Below are 21,181 nucleotides of genomic sequence, written 5' to 3' on the forward strand. Positions count from 1 at the left end.
CCATTGGGAAACAAGGTGTTGGTTGACTTTTTTTTAATCAAAGAGAATATCTGATAAGTACATGTTGAAAAAATTATTACTGCTGCAACTGTTATTGATGACCATATTTTCATTTGTGCAGGCTCAGGTTTCCAGTTCGTCTATCTCTCAGTCACAGTTAAGCCAGGTCAAGGTGGATAATTTATCTGATGACCAGATCAGGCAGATTGTGGCAGAGATGAAGAAGAACAACATTGGCTATGACCAGATTGATCAATATGCAGCACAAAAAGGTATTTCAACGACTGAAGTAGATAAGCTAAAAGCAAGGATTAAAAGTCTGAATCTTGACACAGAGTTAACCTCAGGTAGCAATTCAGGCAAGAATAAATTATCAGATACTACCGGCAGAGGTAACAACGATGCCAACCAGCTGGACTCCGCCTATTACTGGCAGGATCAGTACAAGAAGATCAAAGCCAAACAGGACTACGATAAGGAAATGAGGAGGCAGCGGATCTTCGGAACCGAGTTATTCAGTAACAAGAACCTCACGTTTGAGCCCAACTTAAGAATGGCTACGCCACTTAACTACAAGCTGGCAGCAAACGACGAAGTAGTCATCAACATCTACGGTTATTCAGAAATAGAACATACACTGAGGGTTACACCTGACGGATATATTTTCATCCCGAACCTAGGTCCGGTATATGTGAACGGCCTGACTATGGAAGAAGCGAAGACCCGCATCACCAAACAATTATCAACGATTTATGCCGGTATCAAAACCGGAAATACACAGGTACAGGTATCCCTTGGCAACATCCGTAGCATCAGGGTAGTACTGATTGGCGAAGTGATGCAACCGGGTTCTTACACCTTACCGTCCCTGGCTACAGTGGCGAATGCACTGTATGTATCAGGTGGTCCGAACGAGAATGGTTCCTTCCGTGAGATCTCCGTGATCAGGAATGGTCAGTCTGTGGCTACTTTTGACCTGTACGATTTCCTCATACATGGTGATCTTTCTAACAACGTGGTATTACAGGATCAGGATATCGTAAAGGTAAATCCGTATAAACTCAGGGTAGAACTGACTGGTGAGGTAAAGCGTCCGGCTATCTTCGAAGGAAAATCGACTGAGACACTGAAAGACATCATTGACTTTGCCGGCGGGTACACAGATCTCGCTTACAAAGGCATGGTAAAAGCTTTCAGGGTCAACAACCGTAACCGGGAAGTATTGAATGTGCCGGAAGATCAGATAGGTTCTTTCCACCTGCAAACCGGCGATAAATTTGTAGTAGACTCTGTAATTGCCCGCTACGCCAATCGCGTCACACTGAGTGGTGCCGTTTATCATCCCGGCGAGTATGCACTGGAACAGGATATGACAATAGCCGATCTGTTGAAGAAAGCAGATGGTGTACTGGACGAAGCATTACTGTCAAGAGGTGTGGTGCGCAGGCTGAAAGATGACTACACACCTGCTTTGCTAAACTTCAATGTACAGGAAGTACTGGCAGGTAAACAAAACTTAAAATTACAACGTGAGGATAGCGTAATCATCTTCTCCAAACTAGCAGTAAGAGAGGAATACCTCGTAAAGATAGATGGAGAGGTGAACCAGCCGGGGTATTATCCATACAGCGACAGCATGCACCTGGAAGACCTGATCCTTCTGGCAGGCGGTTTGAAAGATGCAGCGAGTCTCAAGAATGTGGAAGTATCAAGGAGAATACGTACCGATGGTGCCTTTGACTCAACAGATATCAGGATGGCGATCACCGCACAATTTGATATTAACAAAGACCTGGCAGTGGATCCATCCAGTGCTTTCCCTTTACATCCTTTTGACGAAGTGATAATCCGGAGATCGCCTTCTTACACAGAGCAGGCGGATGTGATGCTGGATGGTGAAGTAGTGTATCCCGGGTCATATACGATCAATACGAAGAAAGAAAGATTGTCAGACCTGATCAAAAGAGCAGGTGGTTTACGTCCGGAAGCTTATGCAGAAGGTAGCGTATTGCTGAGAAGAACTTATACAAACAATGCGGACAGTGCACTGATCCGCAGTAAACTGGAGATCTTCTACGACAAGCTCTATGATAGTACAAGCGTAGAAAAAGTGAGAAATGCAGTAGGCAGGAACTTACAGTTATTAGGTATCCAGCTGGAGGAAGTAATGGCGCATCCGGGTTCTAAATATGACCTGTACCTGGAAGATGGCGATATCCTGAGAGTACCTAAGCGCTTGCAAACCGTGCAGATATTTGGTGAGGTATACTTCCCAAAGAAAGTACGATTCGACAAGAACTATACATTCAGGGATTATATCAGGGGAGCAGGTGGTTTCTCTTCACAGTCACTGAGAAGAAGGAGTTATGTAGTGTACTCAAACGGTGAAGTAAGAAGTACAAGAAAGGTGCTGTTCTTTAACAGGTATCCAAGGGTGAAACCTGGCGCGGAGGTATATGTGCCAGCTAAGAAAGTGAAGGAAGGTCTGGGTCCGGCTGCTATAGTGGGTATTGCAAGTGCAATGGCATCGCTGGCACTGGTGATTGTGACAATTATTAATGCTTCAAAATAAGTATTCAAAAAGGAAAAATAATGAACCTGCCGAATCAGTTGCCTGATAATGCACCAAAGAGAGAGATTTCACTGAAGGACTTAATTCTGGTTATTCAGGAATGGGTCGGGTATCTATGGAAGAAAAAGCTGATCATAATACTCGTAGCGGTACTGGGGGCTGTAATAGGAGTAACTGTTTCCATATTCAAAAAGCCGAAATACACAGGTCAGTTAAGCTTCGTACTGGAAGAAAGCAGCAAATCGAGCATGTTAGGCAGCTATTCAAGTATCGCCAACTCCCTGGGTGTAGACCTGGGTGGGTTGGGTGGTAGTAGCAGTGGCTTGTTCGCCGGCGACAACATCATGGAGTTCCTGAAGTCGCGGCTCATGGTAGAGAAAGCATTATTATCACCTATCACGATCAATGGCAAAGAAATCTCGCTGGCAGATTATTACATTGACTTAAACGAATTCAGGGAGCAGTGGAAGAAAGATGAGCAACTGGCTTCGCTCGCGAACATACATTTCCCGGTAGGAGAGGATAGAAGTAAATTCTCCTTACAACAGGACAGCGTATTATTTGAATTATACCATCGTATTTCAGAGAAGGACTTAACCGTAGAAAAGCCTGATAAAAAGATCAGCTTTATATATGTAACCTGTCTTTCCGAAGACCAGTTATTTGCAAAATATTTTGTTGAGGAACTTGTAAAAGAGGCCACATCCTTTTATGTAACAATGAAAACACAACGATCCAAAGTAAATGTGGACAAATTACAAGCCAAAGCTGACTCTATTGAAAGACTATTAAATCAAAAAACCTATACAGCAGCTGCTGCCAAAGATCTGAATATAAACCCTGCAAAGGTACAGGCGGCAGTTGGGCTGGAAGTCGCATCACGAGATAAAACGGTGTTGCAGACCATGTATGCCGAGGTTGTAAAGAACCTTGAGTTAAGTAAAGTTTCTATGTCTCAGGAAACGCCTATTATTCAGATTGTAGATACTCCTATTTTGCCTTTAAAGAAAAAAAGATTTGGAAAGATGATGGGTATTGTAATTGGTGGTTTCCTCGGTGGATTTCTATCAGTCATCGGACTAATTTTGCTGAAATTTTATAAGAAAATAATGGCTAACTAGTAAGTGTCCAATAAGGCTTACCGGATATTAATTTATTTATTGAAAAAATCCTCTCATGTGCCTTTTGGTGTTGACATCCACCGTCTATGTAAACAGTAGTTTTACAGTATTAACTGACCCTGAAGTACGCAGACAGCAATATATTGAAAGCGTACTTTTTTATCTGGGAAAACCAGGAATATCTGCGATAGTTATTTGCGACAATAGTGGGTTTGATTATGGAGAGGTACCTGAAATAATTGATCATGCAGCATTGTATAAAAAGAAAATAGAAACGTTATCATTCAAGGCTGATTCAATCAGGATATTACATCAGGGGAAGGGGTATGGTGAAGGAATGATCATGAATTACGTTTTTGATAAGAGTGTGCTGTTACGTGAATACAGCTCATTTTTTAAAATTACCGGTCGGGTGAAGGTGTTAAACTTTACCCATATTCATCACCTGATCAGGCCCGGTAATATTTACTTTGAGGCGATTGGCAACAATCCTTTCAAAAAACAGCAACTCGTTGATACGAGGTTTTATTATTGTACCAGGGAGGTGTTTGAAAAGGTATTGATCAATCAGTATGTAGAAGTTGATGATAATGCAGGGCGGTACCTGGAACATGTATATTGCGATGCCTTAACAGCCTATCATGTACACCATCAGCCATTTGGCAGGGTGCCGGTATGGGAAGGTGTTTCTGGATCTACAGGTCAGACGTTGAAAGCGGATAGCCGGAAAAAAAAGGCATTACGATGTCTGAATAATTTATACAGAATATTATATAGTAATCGAAAAGGTCAAAGATATCAATATGCCAAGTGAAAGATCGCCCAGGATATCTGTCATCACAGTCGTATACAATGCGGCGGCACTGCTTGAAAATACAATTCAGAGTGTGACCGGGCAGGATGTAGATAACCTGGAGTATATAGTTGTAGATGGAGGATCGAAAGATGGCACCGTCGATGTGATCAGGAAATACGAAAGCTCCATCAGCAGGTGGATCAGTGAGCCTGACAAGGGTATTTATGATGCTATGAACAAAGGTATCAGGATGGCGACGGGAGAGTGGATCATATTCATGAATGCTGCGGATACCTTTTGCCATAGCAAAGTACTGTCCACCGTCATGGCTGATATTCCTGATCATATTGCTTTTATCTATTCAGATTTCTATATGAGTCAACCTTACTTCCCCGGTGGAAAGGCAAGGTTCACAGCTGATTTCAAACGCGGTATCATCCTGCATCAGTCTGCGATCTATAAGCGCGCACTACACGAGGTGTATGGCTATTACAACGTGACCAAGCGTATTATTATCTCGGATTACCTCTTCTTCAACAATGTACCTGAAGAGGTGGTGATGAAAGTGGATGAACCTATTTCCATCAATACCGGAGATGGTGTATCGGCAGCATCCTGGTCATTTTATCAGAAGAAGTGCGCCGATTATATTTTTGGAAGGATCTCGCTGCCCCGCATGATCAGGGATGTGAGCTATTACAAGGTCAAACTGGTAATACGCAAACTCTTTGGTCGTGGCATCATCAGCAGGCTGGAGAAAATGAGATTTAAAAATACAGCAACCGTAAAGTTATAGAATGAAGAGAGGGAATAAGTAATGGCTATTTATTTTATCATTTTTATAGGCCTGTTTTTAGTTGCAGTTCATTTCAATGATAGGAAGGACCTTATTCCCCTGTTACTGATTGGTGGTTTCCTTTTCCTGTTCGCAGGCTTCAGGGGCGACAAGGTAGATGGTGACTATTCTACTTACATCGATTATTTTGATAGGGTAAAACATCTGTCCATATCAGAATCATTGCTAATGGTAGAGCCCTCATTTGTATTCATCACCCATATAGTGCCGAATATCAGGTATGTGATGGTGATCTTTGCATTCTTAGCTGTATTTATCCATATCCTTGCCTTTAAAAAAGTATCCTCCTTCCCTTATTTCTCCGTAGCCTTATGGGTTACCCATTACTTTTTTGTACATGAAATGAACCAGGTACGTGCCGGTGTAGCGATCGGTCTGGTCCTGTTTAGCCTGTACTATGTACAAGAGCGGAAATTGTATAAATTTTTGCTGGTGATAGGGATCGCTACCTTATTCCATTATTCGGCGATCGTATTAATACCAGTGTACTTCCTGTCGACGGTGAAGATGAACAGGATCTATTTCCTGATCATTCCTGTCAGTTATGTATTATTCTTAGGTGGCCTCGGGTTACTTGAAATATTAGGGAAGCTGCACATCGGCATTATCCAGAGCAAGATAGAGGCGTACAATACACTGCAATCAGTAGGTATGTACACCAAGATAAATGTATTCAACCCGGCGGTAATGTTAAGGATCGTATTGATCTATATATTCCTGTTTAACAACGAATACCTGAAGGATCGCAATCCACATTTCATCATTATGGTGAAGATGTATGTGCTGTCAATCGCATTTATGGTCCTGTTTGCCAGTATGCCTGCTTTTGCACTGAGATTTGCGGATGTGTTTGGAATAGTAGAGCTGGCACTAGTACCAATGCTGTTTTACCTGCTGGATTATAAGTACCTGGTATTGACATTCGTATTTGGATGGTGCCTGTTATTCCTGTTCCTGGACCTTATTTATAACGGATTCCTAAACCCTTATTATATCTGATGCAGTTTTCTACTTCCATACTACCAGTAATTGTGCTGTATAAGCAAAAGCTTGAAAACGCAAAGAGCCTTGCTGTGCTGAATGATTACCTGAAAGCAATGGGAGCGGAAATGGACCTGTTTGTGTATGACAACAGTCCCGAGCCGATGTATGAAAATAGTATTACTTTTGGTAACTTTAAAGTACAGTATGTACATGATAAAGTGAACGCTGGAGTAAGCAAAGCCTATAATACAGGAGCAGCATACGGCCTGACCTTAAAGAAATCATGGTTGTTGTTGCTTGATCAGGATACGGTATTCCCTTCCAATTTCCCTGTTATTTACGAAGATGCAGTCAACAGAAACCCGGATATTCCGTTGTTTGCACCTGTCCTTAAGACACAACACGGAGATATTATGTCTCCCGGTATCTATAGGCGGAAGCGGGTATATTGGGTGAAATCCGTACCGGAAGGTAAATATAGCCTACAGAAATACAGTCCGGTCAATAGTGGTTTACTGATCAACCTGGATGCCTTTCAAAAGGCGGGAGGGTATAATGGAGCTGTCAGACTAGACTTTGCCGACTTTCAGTTTATAGAGCGATTGGCCCGGCACTACAACTGGTTTTATACACTGGACCTTGTTTGTGAACAGGATTTTTCAGCCTACGATACCAATCCGGATAAGCTGCGGCACCGCTTTGCCTTCTTTTGCGAAGGCGCAAGGAATTGTGACAGAGAGCGCGTGGCAGATAGTTTCTGGTACCTGGCATGGACGATCAGGAGGATGGGTGGATTGATGCTGAAGAACAGGGATGCCCGTTACCTGCAGATCTTTATTCAAAAATATTTACTGAGAAAATAGCAATATATGAGTGTGTCTGTGTGTATGGCCGTTTACAACGGAGAACGTTTTATAAAAGCACAATGCGAGTCAATATTAAAACAACTGGCAGCAAATGATGAGTTGATCGTGAGTGATGACCATTCCACAGATAATACGATTGCGATCGTTGAAAGTTTGAATGATAAGCGGGTAAAGATCGTACAGAATACACTTGGAAAAGGAGCGATCAAAAACTTTCAGCATGCTATTATTCAGGCTACAGGAGAACTGATCTTTTTGTCCGATCAGGATGATGTGTGGATGGATGATAAGGTGGAGAGAACATTACCGCTGTTTGAACAGTACGATGTAGTGGTGAGCGATGCTACGATAGTCGATGAAAATTTATCTGAGATAGCGCCTTCCCTGTTAGCTTTCATTAACGGTGGTAAGGGTATCATAAAGAACATGCTCAAGTCGACCTATTACGGTAGCTGTATGGCATTTAAAAGATCTTTATTACCTCATATATTACCTTTCCCGGACACGATCGAAATAGGTCATGATCTATGGATTGGATTGGTAGGCGAGATGTTGAATGCGAAAGTATTCTTCTACCAGCAGCCATTGATCATGTACAGGCGCCATAGTGCTGCCTTTACCAATACCGGTCAGGGAAAAAGTAAACGTAGCCTGAATGCAAAGCTGCGGGGAAGAGTGATCATGATAAGGGAAGTGATTAGATTTTATTTGAAACATAGATTATGCAAAAAGGCCTAGTATCCATAATTACGCCGGTTTACAATGCGCAGCGGTTCATACCCGAAACGATCGAATCAGTGCTGGCGCAAACCTATCCTAACTGGGAAATGATCATCATCAATGATGGTTCAAAAGATGACAGCGTAGCTGTGATCAGTGAATATGTGAAGAAAGACAGTCGTATACAATTGCACTCACAGCCCAACGCCGGCTCCGCTGCCGCCAGAAATAATGGTATCAGAAGAGCGGAAGGGCAATATATAGCGCTGCTGGATGCAGATGACCTGTGGGATGCCGATTTCCTCGAGAAGCAACTGGCTTTGATGAAAGCTAAGAACGCCACCCTCGTATATGGTTCTCACCGCCGGATAGATGAGCATTCCAAAGAGTGCATGCGCCCGTTCCTCGTACCCGAAAAGGTCGATTACAACAGCCTGCTCAAAACCTGCTCTATTTCCTGCTTAACAGGCGTGTATGATACGTCACGTTTTGGAAAGATGTACCTTAGAGAAGATCTTAAGAGCCTCAGGGATGACTATGTGTACTGGCTCACGATCATCAAGCAATGTAAAGAAGCATATGGAAATACCGAAGTACTGGCAAGCTACAGAGTACTGGCCAACTCTACCACTGGTAAAAAGAAGAAGGTAGTAAAACCACAATTCCTGGTGTATTACAAAATAGAAAAGCTGGGATTGATCAGGAGTTGCTATTACCTGTTCCACTGGGCCCTGAACGGCTTCGCTAAATACAGAGTGTGAAAAACTGAAAAATAAAATCATAATACTTGCCAACTGAGAACCTTAAAAATGATTGTCACTGGCAACGCTAAATAGAATTATGAAGAAAGCATTAATTACCGGCATTACCGGGCAGGATGGTGCCTATTTATCCGAATTGTTATTATCAAAAGGATATGAAGTACATGGTATCAAACGCCGTAGTTCCCTGTTCAACACGGATAGAATTGACCATCTGTACCAGGATCCCCATGATGAAAATATCAACCTGAAACTGCACTATGGTGACCTCACTGACAGCACGAACCTGATCAGGATCATCCAGCAGGTACAACCAGATGAAATTTATAACCTGGGCGCCATGAGCCATGTTCAGGTAAGCTTCGAGACACCTGAATACACTGCCAATGCAGATGGTATTGGTACCCTGAGGATACTGGAAGCTGTAAGACTGCTGGGATTGGTGGAGAAATCTAAAATTTACCAGGCCTCTACTTCCGAACTGTATGGTCTGGTGCAGGAAGTTCCTCAGTCTGAGAGAACCCCGTTCTATCCAAGATCACCTTATGCCGTAGCAAAAATGTACGCTTACTGGATCACTGTAAATTACCGTGAAGCCTATAGGATGCATGCCAGCAACGGTATCCTCTTCAACCACGAAAGTCCGCTGAGAGGCGAAACCTTCGTGACCCGCAAGATCACCCGTGGCGTAGCCAGGATATCACTGGGTATGCAGGATAAAATATACATGGGTAACATCGATGCACAGCGTGACTGGGGCCATGCAAAAGACTATGTGGAAGCCATGTACCTGATACTGCAACAGGATAAGGCTGACGACTATGTGATCGCTACCGGTATCACCACACCAGTAAGAGATTTCATCAGGATGGCTTTTGCCGAAGTAGGTATTGAGATTGAATATAAAGGCACCGGTGTAGACGAGAAAGCAATCATCAAAAGCGTAAGCGCTAACAATGAACATTGCAAACCGGGCCAGGAAGTAATGGCCATAGACCCCCGATATTTCCGCCCTACCGAAGTAGATCTGCTGATCGGTGATCCAACAAAGGCACAGACAAGACTGGGATGGAAACCAAAGTACGACCTGGCCGGGCTGGTAAAAGAAATGATGGCTGCCGATGTGGAATTGTTCAGAAAAGAACTTGTATTGAAAAATGCAGGTTATAATGTTTTAAACCGATTCGAATAGTATATGCAAAAACAGGATAAAATATATGTAGCCGGACATCGGGGAATGGTTGGATCTGCCATCGTAAGAAGACTGCAACAGGATGGTTTCAATAACATTGTAGTGAGAACCTCCAAAGAACTGGACCTGCGTGATCAGGCGGCTGTAAGTAAATTCTTTGCTGAAGAAAAGCCTGACTATGTATTCCTCGCTGCTGCCAAGGTAGGGGGAATTGTAGCTAACAATACCTACAAAGGCGAATTCATTTACGAGAATCTCATGATTCAGAACAACGTCATTCATCATGCCTGGGCAAATGATGTGAAGAAACTGATGTTCTTAGGTTCTTCCTGCATATATCCAAAACTGGCGCCACAGCCGCTGAAGGAAGATTACCTCCTCACCGGTTTACTGGAACCTACCAATGAACCGTATGCGATAGCCAAGATAGCAGGTATCAAAATGTGTGATGCCTACAGGGCACAATATGGTTGCAACTTTATCTCTGTCATGCCGACTAACCTGTATGGCCCTAATGACAATTACGACCTGAAGAACTCCCATGTTTTACCTGCATTATTGCGTAAATTTCATGAAGCCAAAGAATCAAAGGCACCCGAAGTGGTGATCTGGGGTTCCGGCACTCCGCTCCGTGAGTTCCTGCATGCTGATGATATGGCGGATGCCTGTTTCTACCTCATGCAGCACTATAACGAAGAAGGACTGGTGAACATAGGCGTAGGCGAGGATATCAGCATTCTCGATCTGGCTAAAATGATCAAAGAGATCGTAGGCTATGAAGGCAATCTGGTATTTGATGCTACAAAACCAGATGGTACTCCACGTAAATTAATGGATGTGTCTAAACTGCATGCACTGGGCTGGAAAGCAAAGACCGAACTGAAAGCAGGCATTGCTTCGGTGTATAAACACGTGAGACTTACAAAATGGATTAACTGATTATGGATAACCATAACTATATATTTATAATGGCAGGCGGCGTCGGTAGTCGCTTCTGGCCTCAAAGTCGCCAAGCTTGCCCCAAGCAGTTCATTGATATAATGGGCGTAGGGAAATCCTTATTACAACTTACCTACGAACGTTTTCTCAAAATTGCGCCTGAGAAAAATATCTACATCGTTACCAATAATGAGTATAAAGACCTGATACTGGAACACCTGCCGAATATTGATACAGCCAATATTCTCTGTGAACCATCCAGGAACAATACAGCGCCCTGTATCGCATACGCTGCTTTCAAAATGATGAAGCTGGACCCTTCCGCCCGTATGGTGGTAGCTCCATCCGATCACTTTATCCTCAACGAACAGCAGTTTGTAAGGGATATCAAAGAGTCGCTCGAAGTTGTGGCACAGCGCGATATCCTGCTCACATTAGGTATCACACCAACCCGTCCTGATACCGGTTATGGTTATATCAACTATGAATATACGCCCGGTAGCAAGATCTGTAAGGTGCTCCGCTTTACCGAAAAGCCCGTACATGAAACAGCCGTGGCTTTCCTCGAAGAAGGCAACTATGTGTGGAATGCCGGTATCTTCATCTGGAATGTAAGCACCATCCTGCAGGCGTTTAAAACCTATGCAAAGGATGTATACGACATCTTCAATGAAGGGCTGCCTTACTACAATACACCTGAAGAACAGCAGTTTATCAATACGCACTACGGCAATTCTCCTAAGATTTCCATAGACTATGCGATCATGGAAAAGGCGGACAACGTAAGTACCATGCCCGTCGATTTCGGCTGGAGCGACCTGGGAACCTGGGCTTCTCTCTACCATGTACTGGAAAAGAAAGATAACAATAACGTGATTTCAGAAGGCGAACACCAGCTGATGGAGACCGCTGACTGTATCATCAGACTGCCGAAAGATAAGATGGCAGTGATCAGGGGCCTGAGTGACTACATCGTGGTGGATACGGAAAATGTGCTGCTCATCTACCCTAAATCACTGGAACAGGAGATTAAGAAGATTGCAGAGCAGTTAAAAGACAACCAACAGCACGCATATCTCTAGAATAATGAAGATGAGTCTGGCAATATGTTATAATCCTCTTTTAATCGCGTAAACCGCATTATTCGATGGAAAGCCGATATATTTGCAACTGGCAAGCAAATTCAAATCTATGTTCAAAAATGTGATTACCCCCACAGCCATACTACTGTTTAGTGGTTTGGCTGTCAGTACCACCGTGAATGCTCAGAGTATAGGAACCCAATACTCACTGGGGTTTTATAAGTCTTCAACAGACTCCCTTAACTACCACTCTTCTCAACGTGATTACAGTATCCAACCGTCTTTTGACCTGCCGCAGGGCGATACTTTACACAAGCAGAGCTGGTTTTACCGCAAGCTGTTCAGAGAACATCTGCTGGAATTAAAAGAAGACGACTATTCATTTTACGCCAGCATACTGCCTGACCTGCAATTAGGTCATAGCAGTACAAGGGGGAATATCTGGCTGAATACCCGTGGCGTAATAGCCGGTGGTACCATCGGCAAGAACCTCACCCTGAAAGCAGAGTTCTATGAGAACCAGGGCAAGTTCGCCACTTACATAGATGATTATGGAAGACAGAACCTGATCGTACCTGGCCAGGGCCAATGGAAGTCTTTCTCCAACGGTACCGCGTTTGACTATGCGTATTCTTCTGCATTGATCAATTACAAGGCAGGCCGTCACTTCGATTTCCAGCTGGGGTACGATAAGAACTTTATCGGGGATGGCTATCGTTCCATGCTCCTCTCAGATGCTTCTTTCAACTATCCTTTCCTCAAGATCATAGCCAATGTGGGCCGTGTACAATACACTACCATGTGGGCACAGTTCATTGATATGAAATATCCGGAGTCTTCTTATGGTACCGGTTACCGCAAGAAATGGGGGGTATTCAACTACCTGGACTGGAATGTGAGTAAAAAGGTGTCCGTGGGTTTATTCGAAGCCGTTATCTGGCAGGATAGTGACTCCACCGGCAAGAGAGGTTTTGATGCCAGTTACCTGAACCCGATCGTGTTCCTCAGACCTGTTGAGTTCTCAGTAGGTTCTCCTGACAATGCACTGATGGGTTTCAACTTAAAGTATGCACCATCCGTGAACAGTACCTTCTATGGTCAGTTCATACTGGATGAATTTGTATTGAAGGAAATAACCAGCGGCAGCGGCTGGTGGGCGAATAAATATGGTGGCCAATTAGGTTTCAGGTCTAACAACCTTTTCAAGGTGAAGAACCTGAATATCCTGACAGAGGTGAACGCAGCCAGACCATATACGTATTCTCAAAGAACCACACTCAATAACTACGGACATTATAATCAGCCACTGGCACATCCGCTAGGCGCAAACTTCGTAGAGTGGGTGAATATTGCAGATTACCGTTACAAGAGGTTATTCCTGCGTGGTCAGATCACGTATGCTAAATATGGCTTGGATTCAGCTGGTATCAACTATGGTAAGAACATATTTGAGTCTTACTATACCAGGGCAGAAGACTATGGTAACCACATCGGTCAGGGTCTGAATACTTCCCTGCTGAATGTACAGGGGACAGCAGCCTTCCTGCTCAATCCAAAATATAACCTGCGTTTGGAATGTTCTGTCACCTCCAGGCATGAAAAGAACTCCGCCTGGAAAAAGGATGAACTGATTTTTCAGGTAGGGCTGAGGAGCTCATTCCGTCAGCTTTACTATGACTTCTAATTTATACTTTCAGAAACTGTCAGAGATGCGTATATGTCTTTGACAGTTTCTGCATATTCTTCGATCGTGAATTTCTTTACTGAGTTGAATGCATTCCTGCTCAGTTTCTCCTGCAGGGCTTTGTCCAGGGCTAGAATAGCCATCTTCTCTGCGAGTACGTCCGCTTCCCCAAGGTATAATAAACCATTCTCTCCATCCTGGATGATCTCTTTTGTTCCCGCTGCATCATAGCCAATTACAGGTTTACCAAAGCTCATGGCCTCAATGGTCACTCTACCCAATGCTTCATGTTTACTACACATCAGCAGGCAGTCAATGGAGGTGTACACCCCGCGTATATCAGCAATATAGCCGGTGAAGTCGACATTGGCTCCCAGTCCAAGTTCCTGTACATATGCCTTTAACATCGCTGTATAATCATCGGGTCCGGAACCGGCCAGGATCAACCTGATATTTTTACACTTTGTATATAATTGATGAAACGCCCTGAGCGCCTCCAGTTGCCCTTTTTCCTCGCTTAGATGTCCTACCAGGGCAAAGACAAACTCTTTCTGCGGCTCCTCTTTTTTATTGGAAATAGCTTCAATATGTTGCTTCAGGGTCTTGATGGAGATCACCCCATTGTATACGATCTTCTTGATACCCGCTTTGGAATCGATCACCCGTTTCTGATAGATCGCTTTGCTGATGCTGATAACTGTATCCGCTTTATTGAGCCAGAACATAAAGTACTTGTATCCGAAATTATACCTGAACTTATAATCCTGCCAGCCAAACTCCCGGATATGCCATACCAGTTTTTTCCTGGTCCATAACGAGAAGTAAGCGCCTATTAAGGTCGCGGAAGAGTTCATGTGAATGATATCGTAATCTTTAAACAGGGAGGAGTGTTTGATCACCAGTCGCCAGTTGTGCAGGAATTTAACGATCCCTTTGGCCCTTTCAGTCATCACCCGTTTAAAATCCAGTTGCTGATCCTGCCCTTTAAAATATACTTCGTTGTAAAAAGGAATAATAGTGTAAGGAATATTTCTCTTGCTGGCTACAGTGGTAAGCCGGCCTTCATTAGGCACTACTAAATGAAAATCCACATCAGACGATAATCCTTCTATTAAATCGAGTAACGATTTATTAGCACCATATAGGTCGGTGTAATGTGTGATGTAAATAACTTTCATAGCAAGTACGTTCTTTAAGGACCGAATTGCTCAATAAATAAATTCCTTTCTCAATAGGGGAGACTATCCTTATCCAGGATACTCAATAAAAATCATCATGGTGTCGTTTCCAGGATCCCCCCCTATGACAGGTTAAACAATCTCCAGTTAAAAAATTTCATCGGTTACGCGGAAATGATTTCCCTACCCACTAGCAAGGCAACACATATTCGCATACGGTTGAAAAAAAGATGTACCCCTTTAGATCAAAAATTTCCGTTAAAGTTTAACAAAAATAAAATTTTCGATTGGTTTTTATATACTTATATAATCGATTTCTATATGTTTGGTCATAAAACCCCATCTGTGGTTATTTATTAACTTGTAAAGCTTTTACTAACTTCGCCCCATGCATTATGTTACAGTAGAAGGACTAACGAAGTCCTATGGCGCAGGCCCCTTGTTTAAAGATATTTCTTTCCATATCGAAGAAGGTGACAAGATCGCCCTGGTGGCGCTGAATGGTACCGGCAAATCCACCCTGCTCCGCATTCTTTGCGGCCAGGAAACACCAGATGCCGGCACTGTCTGGATCCATAAAGATGTAACAGTAGTCATGCTGGAACAGCAAAATGCTTTCAATCCCGGAGAAACCATCTCCCGCCACATATTCTCACAGGGCCATCCTGTACTTTCCGCAATCAGGGATTATGAAATGCTGACTGAAGAAGGAGAGGAGCCCGATCTGGACAAGCTGACCAAAGCTATCGAACGTATGGATGAGCTGAATGCATGGCATTTTGATTCCAAAGTGAAGCAAATCCTCGGCAAGCTGAATATCCACCATATGGAACAGCTCATGGGCAGCCTTTCCGGTGGTCAGGTCAAGAGAGTGGCATTGGCCAAAGTACTGATCGATATCGGCTTTGAACACAGGCACACCCTGCTCATCATGGATGAACCTACCAACCACCTGGATGTAGGTATGATCGAGTGGCTGGAAAACTACCTGGACCAGGAAAAAGTAACCCTGCTGCTCGTCACCCACGACCGTTACTTCCTGGATAGCGTGTGTAATGAAATCATGGAACTGGATCAGCAACAGCTGTTCATTTATAAGGGCGATTACGAAAACTACCTCGAAAAGAAAGCCACCCGCGAGGAGATGGCTAAATCCAGTGTGGAAAAGGCCCGCAATGTGTTCCGCAAGGAACTGGAATGGATGCGTAAGCAGCCCAAAGCCCGTACTACCAAGTCTAAATCACGTATCGATGCTTTTGCCGAGGTAAAGGAAAAAGCCAGCGTAAGACTGGAAAAACAACAGCTGGAACTGAATGTAAAGATGACCCGCCTGGGGGGCAAGATCATCGAAATGAAAAAAGTCTACAAAGCTTATGGCGATCTGCAGATCCTGAAAGGCTTTGACTATACTTTTAAGAGAGGTGAACGCGTAGGCGTGGTAGGAAAGAATGGGGTGGGGAAATCCACATTCCTCAACATGTTGCTGGGACTGGAACAACCTGATTCCGGAAAGATCAATACCGGCGAAACCATCGTATTCGGCAACTATGATCAGCGCGGCCTTGTCATCAAGGAAGATATGCGTGTCATTGAATTCGTAAAGAACATTGCTGAAAACTTCCCCCTGGCAGATGGTACAAAGGTAAGTGCCGCCCAGTTCTTACAGCTATTCCTGTTCCCGCCGGAAAAGCAGTATACCTACATCTCCAAGCTGAGTGGTGGAGAGAAGAGAAGATTACACCTATTGAGCATACTCTTCCGTAACCCGAACTTCCTGGTACTGGATGAGCCTACGAACGACCTGGATCTGCCTACCCTGAGCATCCTGGAAGACTTCCTCCTGGATTTCCAGGGCTGCCTGATCATCGTGAGCCACGACCGTTACTTCATGGATAAACTGGTCGATCACCTGTTTGTGTTCGAAGGCCAGGGTGTGGTGAGTGACTTCCCGGGCAACTATACCCAGTACCGCGAATGGGAAAAGGATAAACCCGGGCAGGAAAAAGAAGAGCCCAAACCAGTACCTGCAGCTACGACTGCAGCACCCGCACCAGCCGCGCCGGTAGATAAGGGACGCAAAATGTCCTTCAAGGAGAAACGGGAACTGGAACTGCTGGAAAAGGAAATCGCCGACCTGGAAAAAGAAAAGGAAACGCTGGACGCTAAAATGGCATCAGGGACTCTTCCATATGCCGAACTGGAACCGATTGCGCGCCGCGTAGGGGAAGTGATTAACTTACTGGATGAGAAGGGTATGCGCTGGTTGGAACTGAGTGAATTAAGCTGATAATTTCTTTATAAATAAGAAGGGCTGACTATCCGAGGTCAGCCCTTCTTTATTTGTATGAATTAATCTTTCTTATCCCTGATTTCAGAAGGTTTCAGGTAAACTTTCTTACCCTTGTCATCCACATAATATTTGTTGTCTTTTTTGTCGATATAGACGGTTTGGCCACCCGGACCTACCTTGCCTTTATAAGTCTTGTCAGTTACCTTACTGGCACCTTTTACAGCGATAGAGGCTGTCTTATTACCTACTTTCTTAGCGGTACTGTCTATACCCTGCGCCATACCTGCATGGCTGGAGAGCAAAGCTGCAGCAGTAATGGACATAGCCACTATACCTGCACGTATTGTTTTTGGTTTCATAACATCAATTTTTTATACCGATTATTATTCAATTTTGATGCCAGTACAGGAGCTGATGAGCTGGACTATAACAGATTAGGCCGGTATGTTCGTTGAATGATTTATTTACAATACATTTGTTTTACATCATCAATAAAAATAAAATTACTATGGCTAAGTTACCCAAGTTTATGATCGCAGACGATCCAGTGACGGATCCTGATAACGAATATATCTTCCATACAGAGCAGCCGCGTTTCTTCGCTAAGCGTGTGGAAGAAGATGAAGAAAGTGCATACATCGATATCGTTCATGAAATCGACAATGTAGAAGATTTCTTCAAGAACGATCCGGCTAAAAAAGAGGAGCTGCTGGATGAACTGGAAAGCTGGTATTATGCTTACCTGGAATGGCTGGATGAAGATGAATTTGGTGATGATGAAGATGACGAAGAATAGTCTGCAATAAGCGTGTGAAAAACGAAACAAAATTCTTAATTAAAAAAGGTTGTATCATTTTTATGAATACAACCTTTTTTAATTACTATTTAGTTAGATAGTAAACAGGTTTTCTATACAGGGGGCTTAATTTTATAGGTAGACAAAAAGTTTTGAAACTATGGAATACAGACAATTAGGAGGATCAGGATTAAGAGTGCCCGTATTGAGTTTTGGGACAGCTACCTTCGGTGGTGGCAATGAATTTTTTAAAGCATGGGGTAGTACGCAGGTAGAAGAAGCGCGTCGCCTGATAGATATCTGTTTAGAGGCTGGTGTCAATTTTTTTGATACTGCCAATGTGTATTCAGCAGGAGCCTCAGAAGAAATTCTGGGCAAGGCGCTGAAAGGGCTGCGTGACCAGGTATTGATCTCTACCAAAGCCACTTTCCCCCTGGGCGAAGGAGTGAACGACTATGGTTCTTCCCGCTTTCACCTCATTAAGAGTGCTGAGGCAAGCCTGAAGCGACTGGGCACCGACTATATCGATGTATACCACCTGCACGGCTTTGATGCCAATACACCGGTAGAAGAGACCCTCAATGCGCTCAATACCCTGGTACAAAGCGGCAAGGTACGCTACATCGCCTGCTCCAACTTCTCAGGCTGGCACCTCATGAAATCGCTGTCCATCTCCGAAAGATATGGCTGGTCTAAATACATTGCACACCAGGCCTATTATTCACTGGTGAACAGGGATTTTGAATGGGAGCTAATGCCCCTGGGCATAGACCAGAACGTAGGTACCATTGTATGGAGTCCCCTGGCAGCAGGTAGACTGAGTGGCAAATATCGCCGTAATCAGCCTGCTCCTGCCGATGCAAGAGTGGCACAGGGTGGTAGCCCTATTCCGGCTTCTGCCATCACAGACGAGGTGTTCTATAACATCATCGACGAACTGGAAGCCATCGCCAAAGAAGTGGAGAAAACAGTAGCACAGGTGGCTATCAACTGGCTCCTGCAAAGACCTACCGTTTCCAACATCATCATCGGTGCCAGGAACGAAGAGCAGCTGAAACAGAATTTTGGCGCAGTAGGCTGGAACCTGACGCTGGATCAGGTGAAGCGACTGGACAAGGTGAGTGAGGTACCGCCGGTGTATCCTTACTGGCATCAACGGGGTTTCCCAATGCTGAATGCGGCACCGAAACTATATTAAAGGTTTTTGAAAAGGCCCTCACAGTAGTGAGGGCTTTTTTTTTGAGGTCCCTTGCCGATACGCGGATTTTTGTATTTTTATCCGGGTTACTAACACAATTGATTTTCATAGGTGCGGCAGCTACCAGTTTCAACCAAACCATGACGAGGCCACTAATAGATAATGCCTTTTTTCAACGCATCGCATCCGGTGATCAGACTGCATTTGCATTGCTGGTCGCCCATTACCATAAGAGTGTATATTCCGTGGCATACCGGCTTACCAGGTCCGTACCACTGTCCGAAGAAATTGTGCAGGATGTATTCCTGAAGATCTGGTTAAAAAGAGAGATGCTGGTGGAAATCGCCAACTTCCCGGCATTCCTCCATACCGTCTCTGCAAACATGATCTATAGCACCCTCCGGCAGCAACAAAGGGATATACTGAGCATCTGCGATACCGATCTGGAAGAACGATCGCCGGCAGCCAACACGACTGAACATGTGGTGCAGGACAGGGAATATGAAAGCTTGCTTGAAAAAGCAATCCGTCGCTTACCAGAGCGGCAACAACAGACCTATATCCTCATTAAAAAAGAAGGGATGAAAAGAGAGGCTGCGGCAGCTGCCATGAATATCTCCCCCGAAACCGTAAAATCCAATCTGGAACAGGCGATGAAGAACATCCGGGCCTTCTGTATGGCCAACCTGGACCTACTTACGATCATCATCTGGCTGGGCTGGTAAAAAATATTTTTTACGCCTTACCCCCCAAACCTATTTTTTAAGCGTCAATATTAGTAATGGATTCATTAAACCGTCTGGAAGAGCTTTTTAACCGCTGCATGAATGAGCAGGCTACTGAAGAGGAAGTAGCTGAGCTGACCCGATTAATGCTGCTACCTGAGAACGCGGAGAAAGCAAGGCGGTTGATAGAACAGGCACACGAGGCTGTCCCCGAAATGGAGCTGCCAGTGAGCACCATTGCCGCTATTACCACTGCCATTTTCCAGGCAGAGGAAAATACACAGCTGGTAGTAGTGAAGAAACACCGCTTCCGCTGGTTGCGCTATGCTGCCGCCGTCGCCCTGATCCTGGCAGCTGCCCGGGGTGGATACCTGTGGAAGTCTTTCAAAAGCAAGCCACTGGCGCAGGTACAAACCCAGCATGATATCCTTGCAGGTGGCGACAAAGCTATCCTGACACTGGCAGATGGATCGACAATTGAACTTGATAGTACAGGCAATCAGCAGATCGCGAAACAGGGCAACACCTCCATCATCAACTTAGCAGGAGGGAAGCTCGCTTATCATGCGGCTAATAATAGTAACGAAGTTTTATACAATAAAATCAGCACACCACGGGGAGGACAGTTCCAGATCACCCTGCCGGATGGAACGCAGGTATGGCTCAATGCCTTATCATCACTACGCTTTCCGACAGTGTTCAATGGAAGCAACAGGACAGTGGAACTAACAGGTGAAGCCTATTTCGAAGTACAGAAAGATGCAGCCAAACCATTTCTGGTAAAAGTAGCCGGCATGCAGATAGACGTACTGGGCACCAGTTTCGATGTCATGGCTTATCCCGATGAAAAACAAATTCAGACAACCTTAATCGAAGGTGCAGTAAAGGTCTCTGTCGGGGGGAAATCTAAAATACTGCAGCCAGGAGAACAATCACAGGTACAAAAAGATGGAAGATTGGATGTGTTACCCACCACGGACCTTGAAAGTGTGATCGCATGGAAAAATGGATATTTTAAATTTAATCAGGCAGACTTACAGACCGTCATGCGCCAGCTGGCCCGCTGGTATGATGTGGAGGTTAGTTTCGAGGGCCCTATACCAGATTTTCGCTTTGTAGGAGAGCTTAAAAGAAAAGCGAGTTTATCAACCAATTTGAAGATCCTGAGCTATAGCCAGGTCAATTTTAAGATGGATGGCAATACCATCACAGTTACACCATAGCGATTCTATATCTATTTAATATCTAACCAAACTAAAGCATCATTATGAACAGTAATCAAATGAATCATTAAACTTTTGTCTGTACTACTGACGGCTTGCTATAAGTAAGCCGGGATCGCTGCAACAATCCCGGCAGTAGTCTGGTCTGGCTATTTGCATATAGCCATCATGAAGAACTATTTCATTTTGTAACCAAAA

The 21,181-nt window shown here is 44.2% G+C and carries 19 protein-coding genes; 17 read left to right on the forward strand and 2 right to left on the reverse strand.

The features are described from left to right. Positions 1-61: 61 nt before the first annotated feature. The 12 genes from DXN04_RS10785 (at position 62) to DXN04_RS10840 (ending at position 13,573) form a co-directional block, all read left to right on the forward strand. The gene (locus DXN04_RS10785) at positions 62-2,572 is read left to right on the forward strand and encodes an SLBB domain-containing protein (RefSeq protein WP_116853324.1); all 2,511 of its coding nucleotides are present in this window, start codon (positions 62-64) and stop codon (positions 2,570-2,572) included. 20 nt (positions 2,573-2,592) lie between these two features. Further along, a complete protein-coding gene (locus DXN04_RS10790) occupies positions 2,593-3,693 on the forward strand; it encodes a Wzz/FepE/Etk N-terminal domain-containing protein (protein ID WP_116853325.1) in 1,101 nt (366 codons plus the stop codon). A gap of 55 nt (positions 3,694-3,748) precedes the next feature. Then, positions 3,749-4,507: a hypothetical protein gene (locus DXN04_RS10795; RefSeq protein ID WP_116853326.1), complete on the forward strand. Its 759-nt coding sequence runs from the start codon at positions 3,749-3,751 to the stop codon at positions 4,505-4,507. Then, positions 4,497-5,285, forward strand: coding sequence for a glycosyltransferase family 2 protein (locus DXN04_RS10800; protein ID WP_116853327.1), 789 nt, complete (start codon positions 4,497-4,499; stop codon positions 5,283-5,285). Before DXN04_RS10795 ends, DXN04_RS10800 begins: the two co-directional genes overlap by 11 nt. 21 nt (positions 5,286-5,306) lie before the next feature. Then, positions 5,307-6,344 (forward strand): EpsG family protein, encoded by a 1,038-nt coding sequence (locus DXN04_RS10805; RefSeq protein ID WP_116853328.1) that lies wholly within the window; start codon positions 5,307-5,309, stop codon positions 6,342-6,344. Next, the gene (locus DXN04_RS10810) at positions 6,344-7,192 is read left to right on the forward strand and encodes a glycosyltransferase family protein (RefSeq protein ID WP_116853329.1); all 849 of its coding nucleotides are present in this window, start codon (positions 6,344-6,346) and stop codon (positions 7,190-7,192) included. Before DXN04_RS10805 ends, DXN04_RS10810 begins: the two co-directional genes overlap by 1 nt. Positions 7,193-7,198: 6 nt before the next feature. Continuing rightward, positions 7,199-7,933, forward strand: a complete 735-nt coding sequence (locus tag DXN04_RS10815) for a glycosyltransferase family 2 protein (RefSeq protein ID WP_116853330.1) — start codon at positions 7,199-7,201, stop codon at positions 7,931-7,933. After that, on the forward strand, positions 7,918-8,676 hold the full coding sequence (locus tag DXN04_RS10820; protein ID WP_116853331.1) for a glycosyltransferase family 2 protein: 759 nt from the start codon (positions 7,918-7,920) through the stop codon (positions 8,674-8,676). The genes DXN04_RS10815 and DXN04_RS10820 overlap by 16 nt, the downstream gene beginning before the upstream one ends. 79 nt (positions 8,677-8,755) lie before the next feature. Further along, a complete protein-coding gene (gene gmd, locus DXN04_RS10825) occupies positions 8,756-9,868 on the forward strand; it encodes a GDP-mannose 4,6-dehydratase (RefSeq protein ID WP_116853332.1) in 1,113 nt (370 codons plus the stop codon). A gap of 3 nt (positions 9,869-9,871) precedes the next feature. After that, positions 9,872-10,807: a GDP-L-fucose synthase gene (fcl, locus tag DXN04_RS10830; protein WP_116853333.1), complete on the forward strand. Its 936-nt coding sequence runs from the start codon at positions 9,872-9,874 to the stop codon at positions 10,805-10,807. 29 nt (positions 10,808-10,836) lie between these two features. Continuing rightward, positions 10,837-11,889, forward strand: a complete 1,053-nt coding sequence (locus DXN04_RS10835) for a mannose-1-phosphate guanylyltransferase (RefSeq protein ID WP_199415010.1) — start codon at positions 10,837-10,839, stop codon at positions 11,887-11,889. Positions 11,890-11,998: 109 nt separating this feature from the next. Next, positions 11,999-13,573: a hypothetical protein gene (locus DXN04_RS10840; RefSeq protein ID WP_116853335.1), complete on the forward strand. Its 1,575-nt coding sequence runs from the start codon at positions 11,999-12,001 to the stop codon at positions 13,571-13,573. Here the strand turns inward: DXN04_RS10840 and DXN04_RS10845 are convergent. Beyond that, positions 13,570-14,751 (reverse strand): glycosyltransferase family 4 protein, encoded by a 1,182-nt coding sequence (locus DXN04_RS10845; RefSeq protein WP_116853336.1) that lies wholly within the window; start codon positions 14,749-14,751, stop codon positions 13,570-13,572. The two genes, DXN04_RS10840 and DXN04_RS10845, sit on opposite strands and share 4 nt — an antisense overlap. Positions 14,752-15,139: 388 nt before the next feature. Between DXN04_RS10845 and DXN04_RS10850 the strand changes: the two genes are divergently transcribed. Further along, the gene (locus DXN04_RS10850; protein ID WP_116853337.1) at positions 15,140-17,038 is read left to right on the forward strand and encodes an ABC-F family ATP-binding cassette domain-containing protein; all 1,899 of its coding nucleotides are present in this window, start codon (positions 15,140-15,142) and stop codon (positions 17,036-17,038) included. Positions 17,039-17,100: 62 nt separating this feature from the next. On the opposite strand, the gene DXN04_RS10855 is transcribed toward DXN04_RS10850, so the two are convergent. Continuing rightward, positions 17,101-17,400 (reverse strand): hypothetical protein, encoded by a 300-nt coding sequence (locus DXN04_RS10855; RefSeq protein ID WP_116853338.1) that lies wholly within the window; start codon positions 17,398-17,400, stop codon positions 17,101-17,103. A gap of 149 nt (positions 17,401-17,549) precedes the next feature. Between DXN04_RS10855 and DXN04_RS10860 the strand changes: the two genes are divergently transcribed. From DXN04_RS10860 to DXN04_RS10875, 4 genes are all read left to right on the forward strand, one after another. Next, a complete protein-coding gene (locus DXN04_RS10860; protein WP_147319894.1) occupies positions 17,550-17,837 on the forward strand; it encodes a hypothetical protein in 288 nt (95 codons plus the stop codon). A 160-nt stretch (positions 17,838-17,997) separates the two neighbouring features. Further along, positions 17,998-19,035, forward strand: coding sequence for an aldo/keto reductase (locus tag DXN04_RS10865; RefSeq protein ID WP_116853340.1), 1,038 nt, complete (start codon positions 17,998-18,000; stop codon positions 19,033-19,035). A 140-nt stretch (positions 19,036-19,175) separates the two neighbouring features. Continuing rightward, positions 19,176-19,760: an RNA polymerase sigma factor gene (locus tag DXN04_RS10870; protein ID WP_147319895.1), complete on the forward strand. Its 585-nt coding sequence runs from the start codon at positions 19,176-19,178 to the stop codon at positions 19,758-19,760. 56 nt (positions 19,761-19,816) lie between these two features. Then, positions 19,817-20,983: a FecR family protein gene (locus tag DXN04_RS10875; protein ID WP_116853342.1), complete on the forward strand. Its 1,167-nt coding sequence runs from the start codon at positions 19,817-19,819 to the stop codon at positions 20,981-20,983. The last annotated feature ends 198 nt before the right edge of the window (positions 20,984-21,181 follow it).

Source organism: Chitinophaga silvisoli, assembly GCF_003412465.1.
GTDB classification, from domain to species: domain Bacteria; phylum Bacteroidota; class Bacteroidia; order Chitinophagales; family Chitinophagaceae; genus Chitinophaga; species Chitinophaga silvisoli.

Excerpts from the sequence above, each read along its gene's own strand:
- DXN04_RS10785 (WP_116853324.1), top strand. The coding sequence starts at position 62 with ATGTTGAAAAAATTATTACTGCTGCAACTGTTATTGATGACCATATTT.
- DXN04_RS10790 (WP_116853325.1), top strand. The coding sequence starts at position 2,593 with ATGAACCTGCCGAATCAGTTGCCTGATAATGCACCAAAGAGAGAGATT.
- DXN04_RS10795 (WP_116853326.1), top strand. The coding sequence starts at position 3,749 with ATGTGCCTTTTGGTGTTGACATCCACCGTCTATGTAAACAGTAGTTTT.
- DXN04_RS10800 (WP_116853327.1), top strand. The coding sequence starts at position 4,497 with ATGCCAAGTGAAAGATCGCCCAGGATATCTGTCATCACAGTCGTATAC.
- DXN04_RS10805 (WP_116853328.1), top strand. The coding sequence starts at position 5,307 with ATGGCTATTTATTTTATCATTTTTATAGGCCTGTTTTTAGTTGCAGTT.
- DXN04_RS10810 (WP_116853329.1), top strand. The coding sequence starts at position 6,344 with ATGCAGTTTTCTACTTCCATACTACCAGTAATTGTGCTGTATAAGCAA.
- DXN04_RS10815 (WP_116853330.1), top strand. The coding sequence starts at position 7,199 with ATGAGTGTGTCTGTGTGTATGGCCGTTTACAACGGAGAACGTTTTATA.
- DXN04_RS10820 (WP_116853331.1), top strand. The coding sequence starts at position 7,918 with ATGCAAAAAGGCCTAGTATCCATAATTACGCCGGTTTACAATGCGCAG.
- gmd (WP_116853332.1), top strand. The coding sequence starts at position 8,756 with ATGAAGAAAGCATTAATTACCGGCATTACCGGGCAGGATGGTGCCTAT.
- fcl (WP_116853333.1), top strand. The coding sequence starts at position 9,872 with ATGCAAAAACAGGATAAAATATATGTAGCCGGACATCGGGGAATGGTT.
- DXN04_RS10835 (WP_199415010.1), top strand. The coding sequence starts at position 10,837 with ATGGCAGGCGGCGTCGGTAGTCGCTTCTGGCCTCAAAGTCGCCAAGCT.
- DXN04_RS10840 (WP_116853335.1), top strand. The coding sequence starts at position 11,999 with ATGTTCAAAAATGTGATTACCCCCACAGCCATACTACTGTTTAGTGGT.
- DXN04_RS10845 (WP_116853336.1), bottom strand. The coding sequence starts at position 14,751 with ATGAAAGTTATTTACATCACACATTACACCGACCTATATGGTGCTAAT.
- DXN04_RS10850 (WP_116853337.1), top strand. The coding sequence starts at position 15,140 with ATGCATTATGTTACAGTAGAAGGACTAACGAAGTCCTATGGCGCAGGC.
- DXN04_RS10855 (WP_116853338.1), bottom strand. The coding sequence starts at position 17,400 with ATGAAACCAAAAACAATACGTGCAGGTATAGTGGCTATGTCCATTACT.
- DXN04_RS10860 (WP_147319894.1), top strand. The coding sequence starts at position 17,550 with ATGGCTAAGTTACCCAAGTTTATGATCGCAGACGATCCAGTGACGGAT.
- DXN04_RS10865 (WP_116853340.1), top strand. The coding sequence starts at position 17,998 with ATGGAATACAGACAATTAGGAGGATCAGGATTAAGAGTGCCCGTATTG.
- DXN04_RS10870 (WP_147319895.1), top strand. The coding sequence starts at position 19,176 with ATGACGAGGCCACTAATAGATAATGCCTTTTTTCAACGCATCGCATCC.
- DXN04_RS10875 (WP_116853342.1), top strand. The coding sequence starts at position 19,817 with ATGGATTCATTAAACCGTCTGGAAGAGCTTTTTAACCGCTGCATGAAT.